The following is a 19558-nucleotide window of genomic DNA, read 5'->3' as shown; positions in this document are numbered from 1 at the left end:
CTAGGCTGTCGCCATGCGACCTGAGATCATCGGTGTGATCTGCCTGATCATCGTCGTCGGGGTCTCGGTGCTGTCGCCGAAGCTGAGGCTCGCGACGCCCATCCTGCTCGTGCTCATCGGGCTCGGCATCTCGGTCATCCCCGGTGTGCCGCCGGTGCACGTGCCGTCGGAGTGGATCCTCGCGGGCGTGCTGCCGCCTCTGCTGTACTCCTCGGCGATCAACCTGCCGCTGGTCGACTTCCGCAAGAACCTCGGCTCGATCTCGGTGCTGTCGGTGCTGCTCGTGATCGTCAGCGCGGTGGGCACCGGCTTCCTGCTGTTCATGATCCTGCCCGACCTGAACCTGGCCGGCGCGATCGCCCTCGGGGCGGTGATCAGCCCGACGGATGCGGTGGCCGCCACCTCGATCGGCAAGAAGCTCGGTCTGCCGCCCCGCCTCATCGCGGTGCTCGAGGGCGAGAGCCTCGTCAACGACGCCAGCGCCCTCGTGCTGCTGCGCACGGCGACGGCCGCCTCGGCGGGCACCATCGCGCTGGGCGGGTTCGGGGGAGTGGCCGTCGACTTCGCCTACTCCTCGGTCGTCGCGATCGGCGTCGGGCTCGTGGTCGGGGTGCTCACGGTGTGGGTGCGGTCGCGGCTGAACGACTCGGTGCTCACCACGGCCGTGTCGTTCGTCATCCCGTTCCTGGCCTACATCCCGGCCGAGGCGATCGGCGCCTCCGGGGTGTTGAGCGTGGTCGTCGCGGGCCTCTACACGGGTCACATGGGGGCGAAGCACTTCACCGCCTCGGTGCGGATCAGCGAGCGGCTGAACTGGCGCACGATCCAGTTCCTGCTCGAGAACGGCGTGTTCCTGCTGATGGGGCTGGAACTCAAGGACATCGTCGTCGACGCCGTCGGCCGCGACCCGCAGTCGCAGAACCTGAACGCCTGGGAGGCGATCGTCCTCGGCATCGGGGCGGCGCTCGTGCTCTTCGTCATCCGGCTCGCCTTCGTCGGGCCGCTGCTGGCCTATCAGCAGGCGCGAGCCCGCCGCCGCGACCCGTCCGGGCCCGAGGCCACGGAGGCCACCGGCTGGAAGGGCGGCCTGGTGCTCAGCTGGGCCGGGATGCGCGGCGTCGTCACCGTGGCCGCCGCCCAGTCGCTGCCCGAGGCGACGCCCTACCGCAGCCAGCTCATCCTGATCGCCTTCACGGTGTCGATCGTGACGCTGCTGCTGCAGGGCGGCACCCTGCCGTGGCTGATCCGGGTGCTGAAGCTGCGCGGGGTCGACGAGGCGGCCGACCACGCCGAGTTCGCGACCCTGGTCGACGAGCTGCGCACCGCGGGCCTGCAGGTGCTGGAGTCGCCCGAGCTCAGCCTGCCGACGGGGGAGCGCGTCGACGAGGGCGTCGTCGACCGGGTGCGCAGCGACGCCGAGCTCCGCAGCGAGTCGGCCTGGGAGCGCGCGCACGCCGCGGCCGTGCAGGGCGGGGACGCCGAGTCGGCTCCGCACGAGCAGTACCGGGTGCTGCGCATCGAGGTGCTGAAGGCCGAGCGGGCCGCGCTGCTGGAGGCGCGGGGCCGCGGCGAGTTCGCGTCGCGCATCCTGGTGCGGGCGCAGCTCATGCTCGACCAGGAGGAGTCGCGGCTGCTGCAGTCCGACGGCGAGGGGCACTGACCGCGCCGCGACTTCGTAGACTGGACGCATGCCCCGCAGCAACCGCCCCCGCCGCAGCGCGGGCGGAGCCGACGACGACGAGCCGGGCCTCGACCGCCTGCTGGCCGGCTGGAAGCGCACCGAGACCCGTCGGGGCATCTCCTGGAACGTGCAGCCTGTCTCGGCCGCCTCCGCGGTCAAGGCCTATGCGTGCCCCGGATGCTCGGTGCCCATCGCCCCCGGAACGGCCCACCTCGTGACCTGGCGCGCCGACGGGGTGATGGGAGACGCCAGCGACCTGGCGGCCCGCCGGCACTGGCACACCCACTGCTGGAGAATCGGAGCCTGACCCTGTGACGACCCACGAGATCCGTTCGTCGACCGAGCTGCCCGCGCGCCGGGAGGACATCGAGCTGAACACCGACGACGGCCTCACCCTCGTCGGCGAGCTCGCCACGCCGCTCTCGGGCGACCCGGTCGCCACCCTCGTCACGCTGCACCCGCTGCCGACCCACGGCGGCTTCATGGACTCGCACATCCTGCGCAAGGCCTCGAACCGGCTGCCCGCGCTCGCCGACGTCGCGGTGCTCCGCTTCAACCTGCGCGGCGTGAGCTCGCCCCGGGGCACCAGCGAGGGCGCCTTCGACGAGGGCGAGGGGGAGCGGCACGACGTGGCGGCCGCGATGCGCTTCGTCGAGGAGCAGGGGCTGCCGCATCCGTGGCTCGTCGGCTGGTCGTTCGGCACCGAGCTGGCGCTGCGCTACGGGGCGCAGTACCCGATCGACGGCGCGATCCTGCTGTCGCCGCCGCTCCACCGCGCGAGCGCCGAGGAGGTCGCCGCGTGGGACGGCAACGGCAAGCGGCTCGTGGCGGTGGTGCCCGAGCTCGACGACTTCCTGCGTCCGGCGGAGGCCCGGGAGCGGTTCGCGAGCGTGCCGAGCCTCGAGTTCGTCGAGGTCGAGGGGGGAAAGCACCTCTGGGTGGGCGAGCAGCAGACCCGCCGCGTGCTCGATGAGATCGTGGCGCGGGTCAACGCAGCCGCGTACCCGCTGCCGACGACGTACGAGGCGTAGCCGCGCATCCGCTGGCCTGGCAGCCGGTCAGCGCTCGTTCTGTATGGGGATGACGACCTGCTTGATGATGAGCAGGATGCTCGCCGCGATCGGGATGGCGATGAGAGCCCCGAGCACGCCGAGGAGGGTGCCGCCCGCGAGCGCCGCGATCACGACGATCGAGCCCGGAACCGAGACCGCGCGGTTCATGATCTTCGGGCTCAGCAGGTAGGCCTCGACCTGCATGTAGACGATGTAGTAGATCGCGGCGACCAGGGCCGTGAGCGGTGACCCGAGGCCCGGGATGAGGCAGACCAGCACGATGATGACCGAGCCCGAGAGCGTTCCGACGAGTGGCACGAGCGACAGGGCTCCGGCGAGGAACGCCAGCACGGCCGAGAACGGCGCGTTGATGATGTTGAGGAAGATGAAGCTGAGCACGCCGTTGGTGAGGGCCAGCGAGATCTGCCCCACCACGTAGCGGCCGACCGCCCCGGTGACCTGCTCGCCGAGGTCGGCGAAGCGCTCGCGCTTGGTGGCCGGCACGAGGCGGTAGACCGCGCGCTTCATGCCGTTCAGCGAGGCGGTGAAGTACAGGGTGAGGATGAGCACGATGATCGCGCCGAACGCTCCGCTCGCGATGCCGATGCCCACCTGCAGCGCACCGCCGGCCAGGGCGGTGACGTTGCCCGCGTCGCGGAAGTAGTCGAGGATCGCGTTGTAGACCTCGTTCACGTCGACGAAGCCGCCGAGATTCTTCGTGGCCTGGTCGCGCCACTGCTGGTCGAGCACCTGGTTCAGCAGGGTGGGCATCAGATCGATCAGCTGCGAGATCTGGTCGACGATGATCGGCACGACCGCGAACACCAGCCCGGTGAAGACACCGAGCACCGCCACGAGCACGGTCAGGATGGCGAGCCACCGGGGCCAGTGGTTGCGCTCGAGCCAGGAGATGATCGGGTCGAGGCCGAGGGCGATGAACAGGGCGACGCCGATGTAGGTGAGGATCGTGGCGAGCGAGACGACGGCGCCCAGGATGCCGATTCCGACACCCACACCCAGAGTCGCGACGAGGCCGAGCGTGAAGGCGTTCTGAATCTTCACAGGTGCTCCCTCGAAGGTGGTGTCGGCGACGTGAGGCAATCCTACTTGTCGCCTGAACGCCGCCTGTGCGCCGGGCGGCAGGGGATCCGCTATCTTTTAATGTCTTTGTCAGGAGTCTTCGTGCGCTTTATCTTCGCCATCTTCGCCTTCATCATCGCGACCGCGCTGATCGGCGTCGGCGTCGCGCAGCGAACCGTGTTCCTCCCGCCGTCCACGGTCGCCTCGACCGTCGCCGTCGACGACCCCACGCCGTACCTCATGATCGACTCGTCGGCGCTGCTCGCCCACGACGGTCGCCAGACACTCGCCCTCACCGGCAGCGACACGGTGTTCGCCGCCTACGGGCGCACCTCCGACGTGCAGGCGTGGCTCGACGGCTCGGCCTACACGGCCATCGGGCTCGACACCGGCACCGACGAGATCACCGCGACCCCGGTCGAGGCGAACCCCGACGCCGCCGACAACGTGGCGGCCGGCTCGGCCGATCCGGCCGGCAGCGACCTGTGGCTCGAGCAGTTCACCTCCGACGACGCCATGTACCGCACGCTCAGCCTCCCCGCGGGCTACTCGGTGATCGTCGCCTCCGACGGCACCCAGCCGGCGCCGTCGCAGGTGCGCATCTCCTGGCCCATCGCCAACGCCACCCCGTGGGTCGGCCCGCTCCTGGTGGCCGGCGTGGTGTTCCTGTTCGCGGGGCTCGTGCTGCTCGTGCTCGGCCTCCTGCACATGCGCCGCTCGCAGCGTCCCCGCCGCAAGCCGCCGGCGCTGCCCAAGGGCAAGCGCTTCTCGCCGTCGCGCACCAACGCCATCGAGTCGGGCATGAAGCGCGGCCGGCGCTCGATCGCGCCGATGATCGCGCTGCCCGTCGCCCTCGCGAGCGTGGTGGCGCTCGGCGGCTGCTCGAGCGACTACTGGCCGCAGGCCGCCCCGGCGACGTCGACGGATGCCGCCACGACGGCCGCGACCCCCGACCCGACGGCGACCCCCGGCCCCGACGGCGGCCTGCCGGCCGACGACGCCGACGACGACTCGCCGACCCCCGCGGTCACCGAGGCGCAGCTCGAGGCGATCGTGGCGAACATCTCCACCGTGGCCGCCGAGGGCGACGCCGCGTCGAGCACCGACGCGCTGTCCAGCCGCTTCGAGGGCCCGGCGCTCGACCTGCGCGGCGCGACCTACGCCATCCGCGCGGGCTACCCCGAGTACCCGGCGCCGCAGGCCATCCCGGCCGGCCCGCTGCAGGTCGTGCTGCCCCAGGCGAGCAGCACCTGGCCGAAGACGGTCTTCACCGTCGTGCAGGCCGAGGACACCTCGGTGCCGCCTGTCGCGCTCATGCTCGTGCAGGAGACCCCGCGCGCGAACTACAAGGTCTACTACGAGATCTCGCTGGAGCCCGACACCAGCCTGCCGCCCGTGGCGGCGGCGAGCGTCGGCACCACCCGCCTCGCGCCGGAGACCAAGCTGCTGACGCTCACGCCCGACCAGCTGAAGACGGCGTACGCCGACATCCTGCTGAACGGCGACGCGAGCCAGTACATCGGCGACGTCGACCCCGAGGGCGACACGCTGCGCACCCAGGTCGGCGCCCAGTTCAAGGCCGACCAGAAGGCCGGCTTCTCGACCACCGCGTCGATGGAGTTCGCCTCGGTCGAGGCCCCCGGCCAGGACATCGCGCTGGCGACGAGCGGCTCCGGCGGACTCGTCGCGGTGAACCTCCGCGAGTCGCAGACCGTGAAGCCGGTCGAGTCGGGTGCGACGGTCAGCCCCACGGGTGCCGTGAAGGCGCTCTCGGGCGTCACCGAGTCGGCCAAGGGCACCGAGGCCGTCTACGACTACCAGCTGCTGTTCTTCATCCCGCCGTCGGGCGACACCAGTCAAGCCGAGCTCCTCGGATTCACGCAGGGGCTCATCCAAGCCAAGGAGCTGCCGTGAGCATGATCCCGCCCTCCGCCGCGAGCCTGCGCGGAGCCGTCGACCTGTCCTCGCTCGTGAACCGACCGCAGCCGGGAGCCCCGGGTGCGGGGGCCGGCGCGGCGGCGGGCGGAGCATCCGGTGCCCCCGGTGCCCCCGGTGCCCCCGGCGGTCTTCTGCAGGAGGCCACCGACGCCACGTTCACCCAGTTCATCGAGCTGTCGAACCAGGTGCCGGTGATCGTCGACCTGCGGGCCGACTGGGCCGAGGCGAGCGTCGAGCTCACCGCGCTGCTCACCCGCATCGTCACGGAGTACGCCGGGCGGTTCGTGCTCGTCGGCATCGACGCTCAGAACAACCCGCAGCTCGCGCAGGCGTTCCAGGCGCAGTCGGTGCCCACGGTCGCCGCGCTCGTCGGCGGGCGCCCCGTGCAGCTGTTCCAGGGCGCGTACCCCGAGGAGGAGGTGCGCGCGGTGCTCGAGCAGGTGCTGCAGCTCGCCGCCCAGAACGGGGTCACCGGAACGATCGATGTCGGACCGGTCGATCCCGACGCCGTCGTCGAGCCCGTCGAGGAGCCGCTGCCGCCGCACCACGCCGAGGCCTACGACGCCATCGCGCGCGGTGACTACGCCGAGGCGATCCGGGAGTACCAGACCGCCATCGCGCAGAACCCGCGTGACGCCCTCGCGGTCGCCGGGCTCGCGCAGGTGAAGCTGCTGGAGCGGCTGCAGGACAAGTCGCTCGACGAGATCCGCTCGGCGGCCGCCGCCGCGCCCGACGACCTCGCCGCGCAGATGCTCGTGGCCGACCTCGACGTCTCGGGCGGGCACATCGACGACGCCTTCGATCGCCTGCTGACGCTCTTCCCCAGGCAGGACGCCGACGGCAAGAACGCCGTGCGCACGCGCCTCCTGGAGCTCTTCGAGGTCGTCGGCAACGACGACCCGCGCGTGACGGCGGCCCGCCGCCGCCTCACGATGCTGCTCTACTGACCCGCACCGGTCCATCCGTCGAAAAACGCCCTCTCAGGTCATCGAGAGGGCGTTTTTCGACGGGTCGATCCGGCGTCAGTCGCGGTGCGGCTTGAGGAAGAGCGCCGCGAGCGGGGGGAGCGTCAGCTCCACCGAGGCCGGGCGGCCCGACCAAGGGACGTACTCCGCCTCGACGGCGCCGTAGTTGCCGACGCCCGATCCGCCGTACTCGACGGCGTCGGTGTTGACGAGCTCGTCCCAGCGGCCGCCGAAGGGCAGTCCGACCCGGTACGGGCCCACGGGGGCGCCCGAGAAGTTCATCAGCACCGCGATCGGGTTGCCCTCGCTGTCCCAGCGGAGGAACGAGACGAGGTTCTGCGACGACGATCCGCCGTCGATCCACTCGAAGCCCGCCGGCTCGTTGTCGAGTGCCCAGAGGGCCGGGTTCTCGCGGTACACGCGGTTCAGGTGCCCGACGAGCGAGAGCAGCTGCTGGTGCACCGGCTGGTCGAGGATCCACCAGTCGAGCCCGCGCTCCTCGCTCCACTCGCTCGGCTGCCCGAACTCCTGGCCCATGAACAGCAGCTGCTTGCCCGGGTGCGCCCACATGAAGCCGAGGTACGCGCGCAGGTTCGCGAGCTTCTGCCAGTGGTCGCCCGGCATCTTGTTCAGCAGCGAGCCCTTGCCGTGCACGACCTCGTCGTGCGAGATCGGCAGCATGAAGTTCTCGCTGAAGGCGTAGATGAACGAGAAGGTGATCTCGCCGTGGTGGTACATGCGGTACATCGGGTCTTCGGCGATGTAGGCGAGGGTGTCGTGCATCCACCCCATGTTCCACTTCATGCCGAAGCCGAGACCGCCGCGGCTGGTGGCGTGCGTGACGCCCGGCCACGAGGTCGACTCCTCGGCGATCATCACGATGCCGGGGTACTTGCGGTAGGCGGTGGCGTTCACCTCCTGCAGCAGGCTGATGGCCTCGAGGTTCTCGCGCCCGCCGTACTGGTTCGGCAGCCACTCGCCCTCCTTGCGGGAGTAGTCGAGGTAGAGCATGCTCGCCACGGCGTCGACCCGCAGGCCGTCGATGTGGAACTCCTCGAGCCAGTACAGCGCGTTCGCGACGAGGAAGTTGCGCACCTTGCTGTTGCCGAAGTCGAACACGAGCGTGCCCCAGTCGGGCTGCTCGCCGCGGCGCGGGTCGGCGTGCTCGTAGAGCGCCTCGCCGTCGAAGCGCGCGAGCGCCCACTCGTCCTTCGGGAAGTGGCCGGGCACCCAGTCCATCAGCACGCCGAAGCCCGCCTGGTGCAGGCGGTCGATCAGGTAGCGCAGGTCGTCGGGTGAGCCGAAGCGCGAGGTGGGCGCGTAGTAGCCGGTCACCTGGTAGCCCCAGCTGCCACCGAACGGATGCTCGGCCAGCGGCATGAACTCCACGTGCGTGAACCCGGTGTGCTCCAGGTAGGGGATGAGCTCGTCGGCGAGGGTGCGGTAGTCGAGCCCCGGCTTCCAGGATCCGAGGTGCATCTCGTAGACGCTCATCGGGTTGACGTGGGGGTCGGTCGAGGCGCGGGTGGTCATCCACTCGTCGTCCTGCCAGGTGTACGAGCTCTCGCCGATCACCGAGGCGGTCAGCGGAGGGACCTCGGTGGCACGCGCCATCGGGTCGGCGCGCTGCACCCACTGGCCGTGCTGGGTCAGGATCTCCCACTTGTAGTTCGAGCCGGCGCCGATGCCCGGGATGAACAGCTCCCAGACGCCCGTGCCGCCGAGGCTGCGCATGGCGTGGCGGGTGCCGTCCCAGCCGTTGAAGTCGCCGATGACGCGCACGGCCTTGGCGTGCGGCGCCCAGACGGCGAAGGCGGTGCCCTCGGTGTCGGCGTCGACGCCGCGCACGGTCTCGATGCGCGAGCCGAGCACCTCCCAGAGCTTCTCGTGCCGGCCCTCGCCGATCAGGTGCAGGTCGAGCTCGCCGAGCGTGGGGGAGTAGCGGTAGGGGTCGTCGGCCGTCCAGACCGAGCCGTCGTCGTAGCGGGCCTCGATCTCGTAGTCGTTCAGCCCGGTGAGGGTGAAGCCCTGCCAGATGCCGCCCCAGAGGTGCGTGAGCGAGGCGCGCGCGCCGTTGGAGAGCACCGCGCTGACCTCGGTGGCGAAGGGGCGCAGGGTGCGGATGACCGTGATCGGGTCGGAGACGCCGGCTGCGTTCACGAGGTGCTGGCCGAGCACCTCGTGCGGGTTGTAGAACGAGCCGCTCGCGACCTTGGCGAGCACGTCGTCGGAGAGCTCGGGCAGGGTGAGGGCCGTGGTGCCGTCGGGGGTGGTCATCAGGAGGCTCCGCCTTCGGTGGGTCGGGTGACGTGGAGGATGTGCGCCGGGCGGCTGAAGGCGTCGAGCCGCACGTAGTCGTGCTCCGACCACTCCCAGCTGTCGCCGGTGAGCAGGTCGGTGACCCCGAAGCTCGAGCCGGCCGGCAGGCCGAGCTCGGCGAGGTCGAGGTGCACGGTCGTCTCGCGCACCGAGTGCGGGTCGAGGTTGACCACCACGATGATGGTGTCGGCGACCCCGTCGGGGGTGAACTCGGCGTCGAGGTGCTTGGAGTAGACCATGATCGCGTCGTCGTCGCTGCCGTGCACGCGCAGGTTGCGCAGCTGGCCGAGGGCCGGGTGCGCCCGGCGGATGGCGTTCAGCTGCGTGATCTCCCGCGCAATCGAGAGGCCGCTCGCCTCGGCCGCGGCGTAGTCGCGAGCCTTGTACTCGTACTTCTCGTTGTCGAGGTTCTCCTCGGCACCGGGCCGGGCGACGTTCTCGATCAGCTCGTAACCCGAGTAGACACCCCAGAGCGGGGCGCCGGTGGCCGCGAGCACCGCGCGGATCAGGTAGGCCGGCCGGCCGCCGAACTGCAGGTACTCGGTGAGGATGTCGGGCGTGTTCACGAACAGGTTCGGCCGCATGAAGTCGGCGGTCTCCTGCGAGATGGAGGTGAAGAACTCCTCGATCTCGGTGCGCGTGTTGCGCCAGGTGAAGTAGCTGTACGACTGCTGGAACCCGACCTTCGCGAGGCCCTGCATCGGCGCCGGCCGGGTGAAGGCCTCGGCCAGGAAGACGACCTCGGGGTGCGTCGTGTTCACCTCGTGGATGATCCACTCCCAGAAGTCCAGCGGCTTCGTGTGCGGGTTGTCGACCCGGAAGATCTTCACGCCCAGGGCGATCCAGTGCTCCAGGATGCGCAGCGCCTCGGCCCGGATGCCCGCCGGGTCGTTGTCGAAGTTGATCGGGTAGATGTCCTGGTACTTCTTCGGCGGGTTCTCGGCGTAGGCGATCGTGCCGTCGGGCAGGGTCGTGAACCACTCCGGATGCTCGGCCACCCACGGGTGGTCGGGCGACGCCTGGAGCGCGAAGTCCAGCGCCAGCTCGAGGCCGTTGGCCGCCACCTCGGCGGCGAAGTGCTCGAAGTCGCTCTGGGTGCCGAGGTCGGGATGCACGGTGTCGTGACCGCCCGCCGCCCCGCCGATCGCCCACGGCGATCCCGGGTCGCCCGGCTGCGGGTCGAGCGTGTTGTTGCGGCCCTTGCGGAACGCTTCGCCGATCGGGTGGATGGGCGGCAGGTAGAGCACGTCGAAGCCCAAGGCGGCCACCTCGGGCAGGCGGGCCTCCGCGCTCCGGAAGGTGCCGCTCGTCCAGGTGCCGTCGGCGGCCTGGACGGCTCCGATGGAGCGGGGGAAGAACTCGTACCAGGCGCCGGCACCCGCGAGGGTGCGCTCCACGTTCAGGGGCTGCCAGTCGGAATGGGTGACGAGGCTCTCGGCGGGGCGGGCTCGCAGAGCATCCGTCACCCGCGTGCCGTAGGCCGCACCGAGCCGCTCGGCCGGAGGCCCCGCCGTCTCGCCGAGCTGCGCCGAGATCTCGGCGAAGAGCGTGCGCTCCTCGGCCGGGCGGTGCTCCTCGGTGGAGAGGCGGTGGAACAGCTGCGCGCCGATCGCGAACATCAGCTCGACGTCGATGCCGGCCGCGATCTTGACGCTGGCGTTGTGCTCCCAGGTGGCGTAGTCGTCGCTGTAGCCGCGGATGCGGAAGCGCCAGGCGCCGGGGCTCGTGACCTGGGCGAGGCCGCGCCACTCGTCGTCCCAGCTGTGGGTGCGGCTGAGCGGGCGGTCGACGACCGTGCCGTCGGGGGCCTCGAGCTCGAGGTGGGCGCCGACGGCGTCGTGGCCCTCGCGGAAGACGGTGGCGCCGAACGGGATGACCTCGCCGACGTAGCCCTTCGCGGTGAAGCGGCCGCCGTCGACCGAGGGGAAGACGTTAAGGATGGGGATGCGGCCGACCCCGGGGCGGAAGGCTTCCGCGGCCGGGGCTGCCGGCTCTGCGACGGCGGGCGTCGCCGGTGGCGCCTCGACCTTCGTACGGGCCTTGGAGGCGGGGGTCGTTGCGGGACGTTTCCGAGTAGCTGCCACATGTCAGACCCTACCGAGAAAGGGTGGGCCTGCAACGGCCTGTTCACGCCGACGTCGCCCCTCGGCCCTATGCTTGCCGGGATCGAGGACCCATCGTTCGAAGGAGGGCGTCGCGTGAGAGCGATCCGCAGGTTCACCGTCCGTTCCGTACTGCCCGAGGCGCTGTCGGCGCTCGGGGAACTCGCCGCCAACCTGCGCTGGGCCTGGCACCAGCCGACCCAGCAGATCTTCGCCCACATCTCGCCCGACGACTGGCGTTCGACCCAGGGCGACCCGGTGGCGCTGCTCGGCGCGGTGCGCCCCGAGCGGCTCGAGCAGCTCGCCCAGGACCAGGGCTTCGTGGCGTGGGCGAACAGCCTGCGCGACGACCTGAACGCCTACCTCGGCGAACCGCGCTGGTACCAGGGCCTCGAGGGCCCGCGGCCGCGCTCGATCGGCTACTTCTCGCCCGAGTTCGGCATCGCGGCCGCGCTCCCGCAGTACTCCGGCGGGCTCGGCATCCTCGCCGGCGACCACCTCAAGGCGGCCTCCGACCTCGGCGTGCCGATCATCGGTGTGGGCCTGTTCTACCGCTCGGGCTACTTCCGGCAGGCCATCTCCCGCGACGGCTGGCAGGAGGAGAGCTACCCGGTGCTCGACCCCGACGGCCTGCCGCTCTCGGTGCTGCGCCTCGCCGACGGCACCCCCGCCCAGATCGTGCTCGCCCTGCCCGATGACCGGGCCCTCTACGCGCGCATCTGGCAGGCGCAGGTCGGCCGCGTGCGCCTGCTCATGCTCGACACCGACATCCCCGACAACGACGACGCCCTGCGCAGCGTGACCGACCGCCTCTACGGCGGCGGCGGCGAGCACCGCCTGCTGCAGGAGCTGCTGCTCGGCATCGGCGGCGTGCGGGCGCTCGAGGTCGTCTCCGAGCTCACCGACCAGCCGATGCCCGAGGTCTACCACACCAACGAGGGGCACGCCGGGTTCCTCGGCCTCGAGCGCATCTCGGCGCTCATCGGCAACGGCCTCTCGTTCGACGAGGCGCTGCAGGTCGTGCGCGCGGGCACCGTCTTCACCACGCACACCCCGGTGCCGGCTGGCATCGACCGCTTCGACCGAGGGCTGGTCGAGCGCTACTTCTCCACCGACATGCTGCCCGGGCTCGAGGCCTCGTCGGTGCTCTCGCTCGGCGCCGAGGACTATGAGGGCGGCTCGCCGGACGTGTTCAACATGGCCGTGCTCGGCCTGCGGCTCGGCCAGCGCACGAACGGCGTCTCGGTGCTGCACGGCGCCGTCTCGCGCGGCATGTTCAGCGGCCTCTGGCCGGGCTTCGACCGCGACGACGTGCCGATCACCTCGGTCACGAACGGCGTGCACGCCCCCACCTGGACCGACCCGCTGCTGCAGGAGCTCGCCCGCACCAAGCTCGGCACGGGCGACACCACCGTCGCCGACTGGCGCTCCGACGCGGTCACCGACGGCGAGCTCTGGGCCGTGCGCGGCGACATGCGGCGCCAGCTCGTGCACGACGCCCGCCGTCGCGTCACCGAGGCATGGCGCGAGCAGAACCCCGACTCCATCCCGCCGGCCTGGTTCCAGAGCCTGCTCGACCCGTCCGTGCTGACCATCGGCTTCGCCCGGCGCGTGCCGACCTACAAGCGGCTCACGCTGATGCTGCACGACCCGGCGCGGCTGAAGGCCATCCTGCTGAACCCCGAGCGGCCCGTGCAGTTCGTGATCGCGGGCAAGTCGCACCCGGCCGACGACGAGGGCAAACGGCTGATCCAGAAGCTCGTGCAGTTCGCGAGCGACCCCGAGGTGCGCACGCACATCGTCTTCCTGCCGAACTACGACATCGGCATGGCGCAGCTGCTCTATCCGGGCACCGACGTCTGGCTGAACAACCCGCTCCGGCCCCTCGAGGCCTGCGGCACCTCCGGCATGAAGGCGGCGCTGAACGGAGGTCTCAACCTCTCCATCCTCGACGGCTGGTGGAACGAGTACTTCGACGGCGAGAACGGCTGGGCCATCCCCACCGCCGACTCCGCGGGCGACGCGGCCGAGCGCGACGCCATCGAGGCCGAGGCCCTCTACGACCTGCTCGAGAACCAGGTCGCGCCGCGGTTCTACGACCGCGACGCCGACGGCGTCCCGCAGCACTGGCTGCAGAGCATCCGGCACACCCTCGCCACGCTCTCGCCCGAGCTGAGCGCCGAGCGCATGGTGCGCGAGTACGTCACGCGCCTGTACATCCCGGCCGCCGCGGCCGAGCGGGTGATGACGGCCGACGACCACTCGGCGGCCCGGGCGCTCGCCGCCTGGAAGGAGCGCGTGCGCGCCGCCTGGCCGGGAGTCTCCGTCGTGCACGTCGAGTCGGGCGGGCTCGACGACACGCCCCAGGTCGGCGACGAGCTGCACGTGCGGGCCCACGTGCAGCTGGGCGGGCTCTCCCCGTCAGACGTGGCGGTCGAGGTCGTGTACGGGCACGCGGTGCACGGCGACGAGCTCGCCGAGACGCACACGGCCGAGCTGACGACCGCGCCGGGCCGCGACGCCGGCTCCGATGCCGACCCCGACTCCTCCGCCGGCTCCTCCGCCGGCACCTCGGAGCCCGGCTCCTCGGGCGAGCTGGTCTACTCGGGCACCGTGCAGCTCGGCCGCGCCGGCTCCTTCGGCTACACGGTGCGCATCGTCCCCAAGCACGCGAACCTGGCCTCCCCCGCCGAACTGGGCCTCATCTCAGTCGCCCACTAGCCCCGCGCGCGTTCCGGTAGCGCAAAAGGCCCTTCCCGCCGGAGGGAAGGGCCTTTTGCGCTACCCGAACGCCGTCGGGGCGGGGGTTCGGGTCGCGTGGCCTGCGCGGCGGGCCGAGGCGTAGGCCGGGGGGAGGGCCGCGATCAGGGCGTCGACCTCCGCGGCCGTGGTGCCGTGGCCGAGGGTGAAGCGGAGGGCGCCGCGTGCCTCGTCGGTGGGGATGCCCATTGCGAGCAGCACGTGCGAGATCTCGGGCACGCCAGCCTGACAGGCCGACCCCGTCGAGACCGAGAAGCCGGCGAGGTCGAGCAGGAACAGCAGCGAGTCGCCGTCGCAGCCCGGGAAGGTGACGTGGGCGTTGCCGGGCAGGCGGCCCTCGCTCGACGGGTCCCCGCGCAGCACGGCCTCGGGCACGGCCGAGCGGATGCCCGCCACGAGCCGGTCCCGCAGCGCCGCGAGCTCGGCCACGAACGAGGGCTCCGGCAGCGGACGCGTCGCACTCGCGGCGGCCGCGAAGGCCACCGCGCCCGCCACGTCCTGGGTGCCCGAGCGCACGCGCTGCTGGCTGCCGCCGTGGATCAGCGGCTCCACCTCCCACGCCCGCGCCAGCACCAGCGCGCCCATGCCGACCGGGCCGCCGATCTTGTGCGCCGAGACGCTGAGCGCCGCCGCCCCGACCGCGGCGAAGTCGATCGGCAGGTAGCCGTAGGCCGCCACGGCATCCACGTGCACGGGCACCCCGGAGGCCCGGGCCACCGCCACGAGCTCCGCGACGTCGTTGATCGTGCCCACCTCGTTGTTCGCCCAGAGCAGGCTCACCAGCGCGACGTCGTCGCCGTGCTGGTCGAGCGCCGAGGACAGCACCGAGGGATGGAGGCGGCCGAGCGCATCCACCGGCATCGTCACGACCTCGGCGCCCTCGTGCGACGCCAGCCACTCGACCGCGTCGACCGTGGCGTGGTGCTCGCCGCCCGGCACGAGCACGACCCGGCGCGGCGCACGCTTCCAGTACAGGCCCTTCACCCCGAGGTTGATCGACTCGGTGCCGCCCGAGGTGAGGATGACCTCGACGGGCTCGGCCCCGAGCGACGCCGCGATCGCCTCGCGCGCCTCCTCGAGCATCCGCTTCGCCTGCTGGCCCTGGCTGTGGATCGACGAGGGATTGCCCACCACGCCGAGCGCGTCGACGTAGGCCGCGCGCGCGACGGGCAGCATCGGCGTGGTGGCGGCGTGATCGAGGTAGACAGGCATGATGAGGGGATTTCAGTGGGCGAACCGGCTGTGACTACTCTAAGTCGCATGACTGAGGCCGACCCCCTCGCCCGGCTGGGCGTCCGCCAGACCTCCGACGGCGGCGAGCTCCGGGTCTGGTCGTCGACCGCGACGAGCATCGACCTGCTGCTCTACGACCGGAAGGACCCGAACTGGGTCTATGAGACGGTGCCCCTCACCCGCGACGAGGCGTGCGACGTCTGGTCGGCCCGCAGCGCCGGACTCGTGCCCGGCCGGCGCTACACTCTGCGCGTGAACGGCCCCGAGGGCGCGCAGAACGCCTTCGACCCGAGCCTGCCCCTGATCGACCCCTACGCCCGCGGGCTGGTGCGCTCGGGCCGCGACCAGTGGCGGAGCGTCGTCGTCGACGAGGAGTTCGACTGGCGAGGCGTCACGAAGCCGAACACGCCGCTGGATCACACCGTCATCTACGAGGCGCACGTGAAGGGGCTCTCGAAGCTCAACCCGCGCATCCCCGAGCACCTGCGCGGCACCTACGCGGGCCTCGCCCACGACACCTCGATCGGCTATCTGAAGAGCCTCGGCGTGACCGCGGTCGAGCTGCTGCCGGTGCACGCCTTCGTCTCCGAGCAGCGGCTGCAGAAGCAGGGCCTCACGAACTACTGGGGCTACAACACGCTCGGGTTCTTCGCCCCGCACTCGCTCTACGCCTCGCGCACGGCCCAGGCCGAGGGGCCGGCGGCGGTGCTGCGCGAGTTCAAGGGCATGGTGAAGCTGCTGCACGAGGCGGGGCTCGAGGTCATCCTCGACGTGGTCTACAACCACACCGCCGAAGAGGGGCGGATGGGCCCGACCACGAGCTTCCGCGGCATCGACAACGCCGGTTACTACCGGCAGACGGCGCGCGGCGACTACGTCGACGTGACGGGGTGCGGCAACTCGATCGACACGTCGACGCCGGCCGTGTCGCGGATGATCCTCGATTCGCTGAAGTACTGGGCGAACGACGTGCAGGTGGACGGGTTCCGCTTCGACCTGGCGGCCACGCTCGGGCGGAACGGCGACCACTACTACGACCACGAGCATCCGCTGATCACCGGCATCGTCAGCGACCCCGAGCTCGCCGACGTGAAGATGATCGCCGAGCCGTGGGACGTCGGGATGGGCGGCTGGCAGACCGGCAACTTCCCCAAGGGCTGGTCGGAGTGGAACGACCGCTACCGCGACCGCATGCGAAAGTTCTGGCTGCGCGACATCAAGTCGATCCGCGAGAACGGCAACCCGGGCGACGGGGTCGGGATGCTCGCCACGCGCATCGCCGGATCGTCGAACACCTTCGCGCAGGCCCGCGGCCCGCTCGCCTCGATCGACTTCGTGACGGCCCACGACGGATTCACCCTCGCCGACCTCACGGCCTACAACCTCAAGCACAACGTGGGCAACGGGGAGTCGAACCGCGACGGCAGCGACAACAACATGTCGTACAACCACGGCATCGAGGGGCCGACGACCTCGCGCACGATCGAGCAGGCCCGGCGCCGCGCGATGCGCAACCTGATGGGCACGCTGCTGCTCTCGGCGGGGGTGCCGATGATCACCGCGGGCGACGAGTTCGGGCGCAGCCAGAAGGGCAACAACAACGCCTACTGCCACGACAGCGAGCTGACCTGGCTCTCGTGGGACAGGCGCACCTGGCAGAAGGACCTCTGGCGCACCACCCAGCACCTGCTGCGGATGCGGCGGGAGAACCCGGCGCTGCGCCCCGTGCGCTACGGGGTGTTCGGCGAGCGCACGCCCGGGTCGAGCCAGATGGACTGGTACGACGCCGCGGGGGAGTCGATGTCGATCGCCGACTGGAACTCGCCCGAGAACCGCACGCTGCAGTACGTGGCGGCGTCGACGCCCGAGCAGGAGCCGTTCAACCGGATCCTGACGGTGATCCACGGAGTGGAGTCGCCGATCACGGTGACGCTGCCGGAGCACGAGGGGGTCGTGGCGTACGAGCTGCTCTGGGACTCGTCGAACGACGTGCTGCCCGCGGGGCACGAGCTGCTGCGCGTCGCGCCGGGGGCGCCGGTCGCGGTGGCGGCGGCGTCGCTGCAGCTGTACCGGGCGCTGTCTGACTGACCGCACCACCCTCGCTCCTCGCCCCACGCCCCCTCGTCCCTCGCGCTCTCGTCCCCCTCGCCCACCTCCCCGCCGGGGTCGCGCAAAAGGCCCTTCGCGCGGCGGGGGATGGCCGTTAGCGCTACCCCGATCGCGGGCTGTGGATAAGTTCTGCGCGGTGGGGCGCTCGTGGGGCACTGTGGGCGGGTGAGTGCACGGGTTCCGCTGCCGCAAGGGCTGTCCGGGCGCGCGTTCACGGTGCGCGAGGGCCTCGGCGAACGGGTCGGCCGGCACCGGATGCGCGGGCCCGATCTCGCGCGCCCGTTCCACGGTGTGCGCGTTCCGGCCCCTGCGCCTGCGCAGCTCGCGCTCTCCGAACTCGCGGCGGCGTACCAGGCGAGGGCGCCCGCCTCGCACTTCTTCAGTCACGGAACGGCGGCCCTCGTCTGGGACTGCCCTCTGCCGCGGCGGCTCGAGCGGGCACCGCTGTCGGTCTCGGTGCTGGCGCCCGCGGCCGTTCCGCGATCCCGCGCGGTCTGGGGGCACCGCCTCCGCGACCTCGAGCTCCGCGTCGTGCAGCGCCGCGGGCTCCGGGTGGTCGACGCGGCGACGGCCTGGTGCCAGCTCGGCACGCTGCTCGGGCACGGCGATCTGGTCGCCGCCGCCGACCACCTCCTGCTCGACCCGTACCGGCCTCTGCCCGGCGAGCGGCGCCCGTACGTCCCGCTCGGCGCTCTCCGCGACCGGGTGGCCCGGTACTCGGCGCCCGGCGCCGCAGCGCTGCAGCGGGCGCTCGTCGACGTGCGAGCCGGCGCGGAGTCGCGGGCGGAGACGCACCTGCGGCTGCTGATCACCCGGGCCGGGCTGCCCGAGCCCGAGCTCGGCGCGTGGCTCGACGGAGCCTTCACGGTGAACGGGGTCGGGCGGTTCCGCGTCGACATGGCCTACCGCCGTCATGGCGTCGTGGTGGAGTACGACGGGGAGCAGCACCGCACCGACGACGTCCAGTACGACACGGATCTGCGTCGTCTCGAGTCGCTTCGCGAGGCGGGCTGGACGGTCGTCGTCGTGCGCCGCCAGGGCTTGTATGGCGACCCGGGAACCGTCGTGGCGCGCATCCGCTCGGCTCTCATGCGTGACACGGGCGGTGCGGCCGGGTCGCGCTAACGGCCCTTCGGGAGCGCTACGAGGGCCGTTTGCGCGACCCGGGTGACGGCGCGGAGCGCGGAGCTCGGAGCGTGGTGGGTGCGGTGGGGAGCGCTAGAGGGCGAGGGTGGTGATGACCGCGAGGTGGTCCGAGGAGCCGGCGCGCAGGGTGGTGTTCGACGTGACGTCCATGCCGCGCGAGAGCACGTGGTCGGGGCGGGTCGCCGGGAAGGTGGCCGGCCAGGTGAAGCCGAAGCCGCCGCCGTTCTGGTTCGCCTCGGCGAGCTGGTCGGTGAGCCCGGCGAGGCTGCGGTCGGAGCTGCCCGCGTTGAAGTCGCCCATCATGATCAGCCGCGCGTTCTCGTCGCGCGGCACGTAGTCGGCGAGGTTCGCGAGCATCTCGTCGCGGGCCTCGTGGTCGGCCGGTCGCGCCGACGCCGCGTGGATGACGTACAGGCTGACGAGCCCCGTCGGCGTCGCGAGGTCGGCCGCGATGCCGCGCTGCCAGCCGAGCCCGAGGTCGAGCGCCTGGGCGTTCTCGATCGGGTACTTGCTCCACACGCCCACCGTGCCGATGCCGTAGGAGTGCGGGTAGCTCTCGCTCAGCACGGCCTCGACCTCGGCGCGGGCCGCGTCATCCATCTCCTGCAGCCCGATCACGTCGGCGCCCTGGGCGGCCAGCGCCTGCGCCGACTCGGCGGCGGTGCCCGAGTCGGCCTCGACGTTCTGGCTGGCCACGGTGAGGGTTCCGGATGCTCCGCCCGCGCTCTGCGTCAGCGGAACCAGCGCCGGCACGAACATCACGCCCCACACGATCGCGGGGATGACGGCCGCGGCGACCGCACCCCGGCTGCGCGCGATCAGACCGGCCACGAGGAGCACCGGGATCGCGGCGCCGAACCACGGGAGGGCGGACTCGACGATGAGCGAGAGCCCGAGCATCCGCGGCACGAGCACGTGGGCACCGAGCAGCAGGGCCAGCGCGATGGACGCCAGGCACACCACGATGGCCAGGGCGGGGCGGCTGCGCCTCCGCCTCGGCGGTGTCGGACGGCCGTTCTGACGCGGCTTCTCGAGCAGTGCTGACATCGGGGACATTCTGCACCGGACGACTGACAATCCTCTCCGTGCGGCACGGGAATCGCCGGGGATCCGTGCCGCGGCATCCGGTGTAGGGCCGCCCCGAGGCGGTGTCGGAGGCCCGCCGTATGCTGG

13 protein-coding genes are annotated in these 19558 nt (G+C 71.6%); 8 read left to right on the top strand and 5 right to left on the bottom strand.

The genetic code is table 11. The annotated features are described in order from the left end of the window. Positions 1-13: 13 nt before the first annotated feature. Genes ITJ64_RS00780 through ITJ64_RS00770 form a run of 3 tightly spaced genes read left to right on the top strand, consistent with a single transcriptional unit; the run spans position 14 to position 2712 of the window. Positions 14-1660 carry a sodium:proton antiporter gene (locus ITJ64_RS00780; RefSeq protein WP_194678877.1) on the top strand — a complete coding sequence of 549 codons (1647 nt, stop codon included), beginning with the start codon at positions 14-16 and terminating at the stop codon, positions 1658-1660. A 28-nt stretch (positions 1661-1688) separates the two neighbouring features. Beyond that, the gene (locus ITJ64_RS00775) at positions 1689-1988 is read left to right on the top strand and encodes a hypothetical protein (protein WP_194678876.1); all 300 of its coding nucleotides are present in this window, start codon (positions 1689-1691) and stop codon (positions 1986-1988) included. 4 nt (positions 1989-1992) lie between these two features. Then, the gene (locus ITJ64_RS00770) at positions 1993-2712 is read left to right on the top strand and encodes an alpha/beta fold hydrolase (RefSeq protein ID WP_194678875.1); all 720 of its coding nucleotides are present in this window, start codon (positions 1993-1995) and stop codon (positions 2710-2712) included. 27 nt (positions 2713-2739) lie between these two features. On the opposite strand, the gene ITJ64_RS00765 is transcribed toward ITJ64_RS00770, so the two are convergent. After that, the gene (locus tag ITJ64_RS00765) at positions 2740-3795 is read right to left on the bottom strand and encodes an AI-2E family transporter (protein WP_194678874.1); all 1056 of its coding nucleotides are present in this window, start codon (positions 3793-3795) and stop codon (positions 2740-2742) included. A 120-nt stretch (positions 3796-3915) separates the two neighbouring features. Between ITJ64_RS00765 and ITJ64_RS00760 the strand changes: the two genes are divergently transcribed. Together ITJ64_RS00760 and ITJ64_RS00755 are read left to right on the top strand one after the other, a co-directional pair. Further along, positions 3916-5727 carry a hypothetical protein gene (locus tag ITJ64_RS00760; RefSeq protein WP_194678873.1) on the top strand — a complete coding sequence of 604 codons (1812 nt, stop codon included), beginning with the start codon at positions 3916-3918 and terminating at the stop codon, positions 5725-5727. Further along, on the top strand, positions 5724-6698 hold the full coding sequence (locus ITJ64_RS00755) for a tetratricopeptide repeat protein (RefSeq protein ID WP_194678872.1): 975 nt from the start codon (positions 5724-5726) through the stop codon (positions 6696-6698). Before ITJ64_RS00760 ends, ITJ64_RS00755 begins: the two co-directional genes overlap by 4 nt. A 75-nt stretch (positions 6699-6773) precedes the next feature. Here ITJ64_RS00755 and glgB read toward each other — a convergent pair whose 3' ends face one another. Then, complete coding sequence (gene glgB, locus ITJ64_RS00750) at positions 6774-8993, bottom strand: 1,4-alpha-glucan branching protein GlgB (RefSeq protein ID WP_194678871.1); 2220 nt, start codon at positions 8991-8993, stop codon at positions 6774-6776. Beyond that, entirely contained in the window at positions 8993-11119 is a 2127-nt protein-coding gene (locus ITJ64_RS00745) for an alpha-1,4-glucan--maltose-1-phosphate maltosyltransferase (RefSeq protein WP_370544977.1), read from the bottom strand. The genes glgB and ITJ64_RS00745 overlap by 1 nt, the downstream gene beginning before the upstream one ends. A 114-nt stretch (positions 11120-11233) precedes the next feature. Here ITJ64_RS00745 and glgP point away from each other — a divergent pair, with 114 nt between their 5' ends. Continuing rightward, a complete protein-coding gene (gene glgP / locus ITJ64_RS00740) occupies positions 11234-13858 on the top strand; it encodes an alpha-glucan family phosphorylase (RefSeq protein WP_194678870.1) in 2625 nt (874 codons plus the stop codon). A gap of 60 nt (positions 13859-13918) precedes the next feature. Here the strand turns inward: glgP and ITJ64_RS00735 are convergent, their stop codons facing one another. Further along, a complete protein-coding gene (locus ITJ64_RS00735; protein WP_194678869.1) occupies positions 13919-15109 on the bottom strand; it encodes a cysteine desulfurase family protein in 1191 nt (396 codons plus the stop codon). A 48-nt stretch (positions 15110-15157) separates the two neighbouring features. Here ITJ64_RS00735 and glgX point away from each other — a divergent pair, with 48 nt between their 5' ends. Continuing rightward, positions 15158-17218, top strand: a complete 2061-nt coding sequence (gene glgX, locus ITJ64_RS00730) for a glycogen debranching protein GlgX (protein WP_194678868.1) — start codon at positions 15158-15160, stop codon at positions 17216-17218. A 186-nt stretch (positions 17219-17404) separates the two neighbouring features. Beyond that, positions 17405-18364: a DUF559 domain-containing protein gene (locus tag ITJ64_RS00725; RefSeq protein WP_194678867.1), complete on the top strand. Its 960-nt coding sequence runs from the start codon at positions 17405-17407 to the stop codon at positions 18362-18364. A gap of 93 nt (positions 18365-18457) precedes the next feature. On the opposite strand, the gene ITJ64_RS00720 is transcribed toward ITJ64_RS00725, so the two are convergent. Beyond that, positions 18458-19432, bottom strand: a complete 975-nt coding sequence (locus ITJ64_RS00720) for an endonuclease/exonuclease/phosphatase family protein (RefSeq protein WP_194678866.1) — start codon at positions 19430-19432, stop codon at positions 18458-18460. Positions 19433-19558: the final 126 nt, after the last annotated feature.

Origin of the sequence: Herbiconiux sp. VKM Ac-1786, assembly GCF_015350805.1 — a bacterium.
Lineage (GTDB): Bacteria > Actinomycetota > Actinomycetes > Actinomycetales > Microbacteriaceae > Herbiconiux.
The sequence above is the reverse complement of the archived record's forward strand: the minus strand, read 5'-3'. Positions and strand labels throughout refer to the sequence as shown.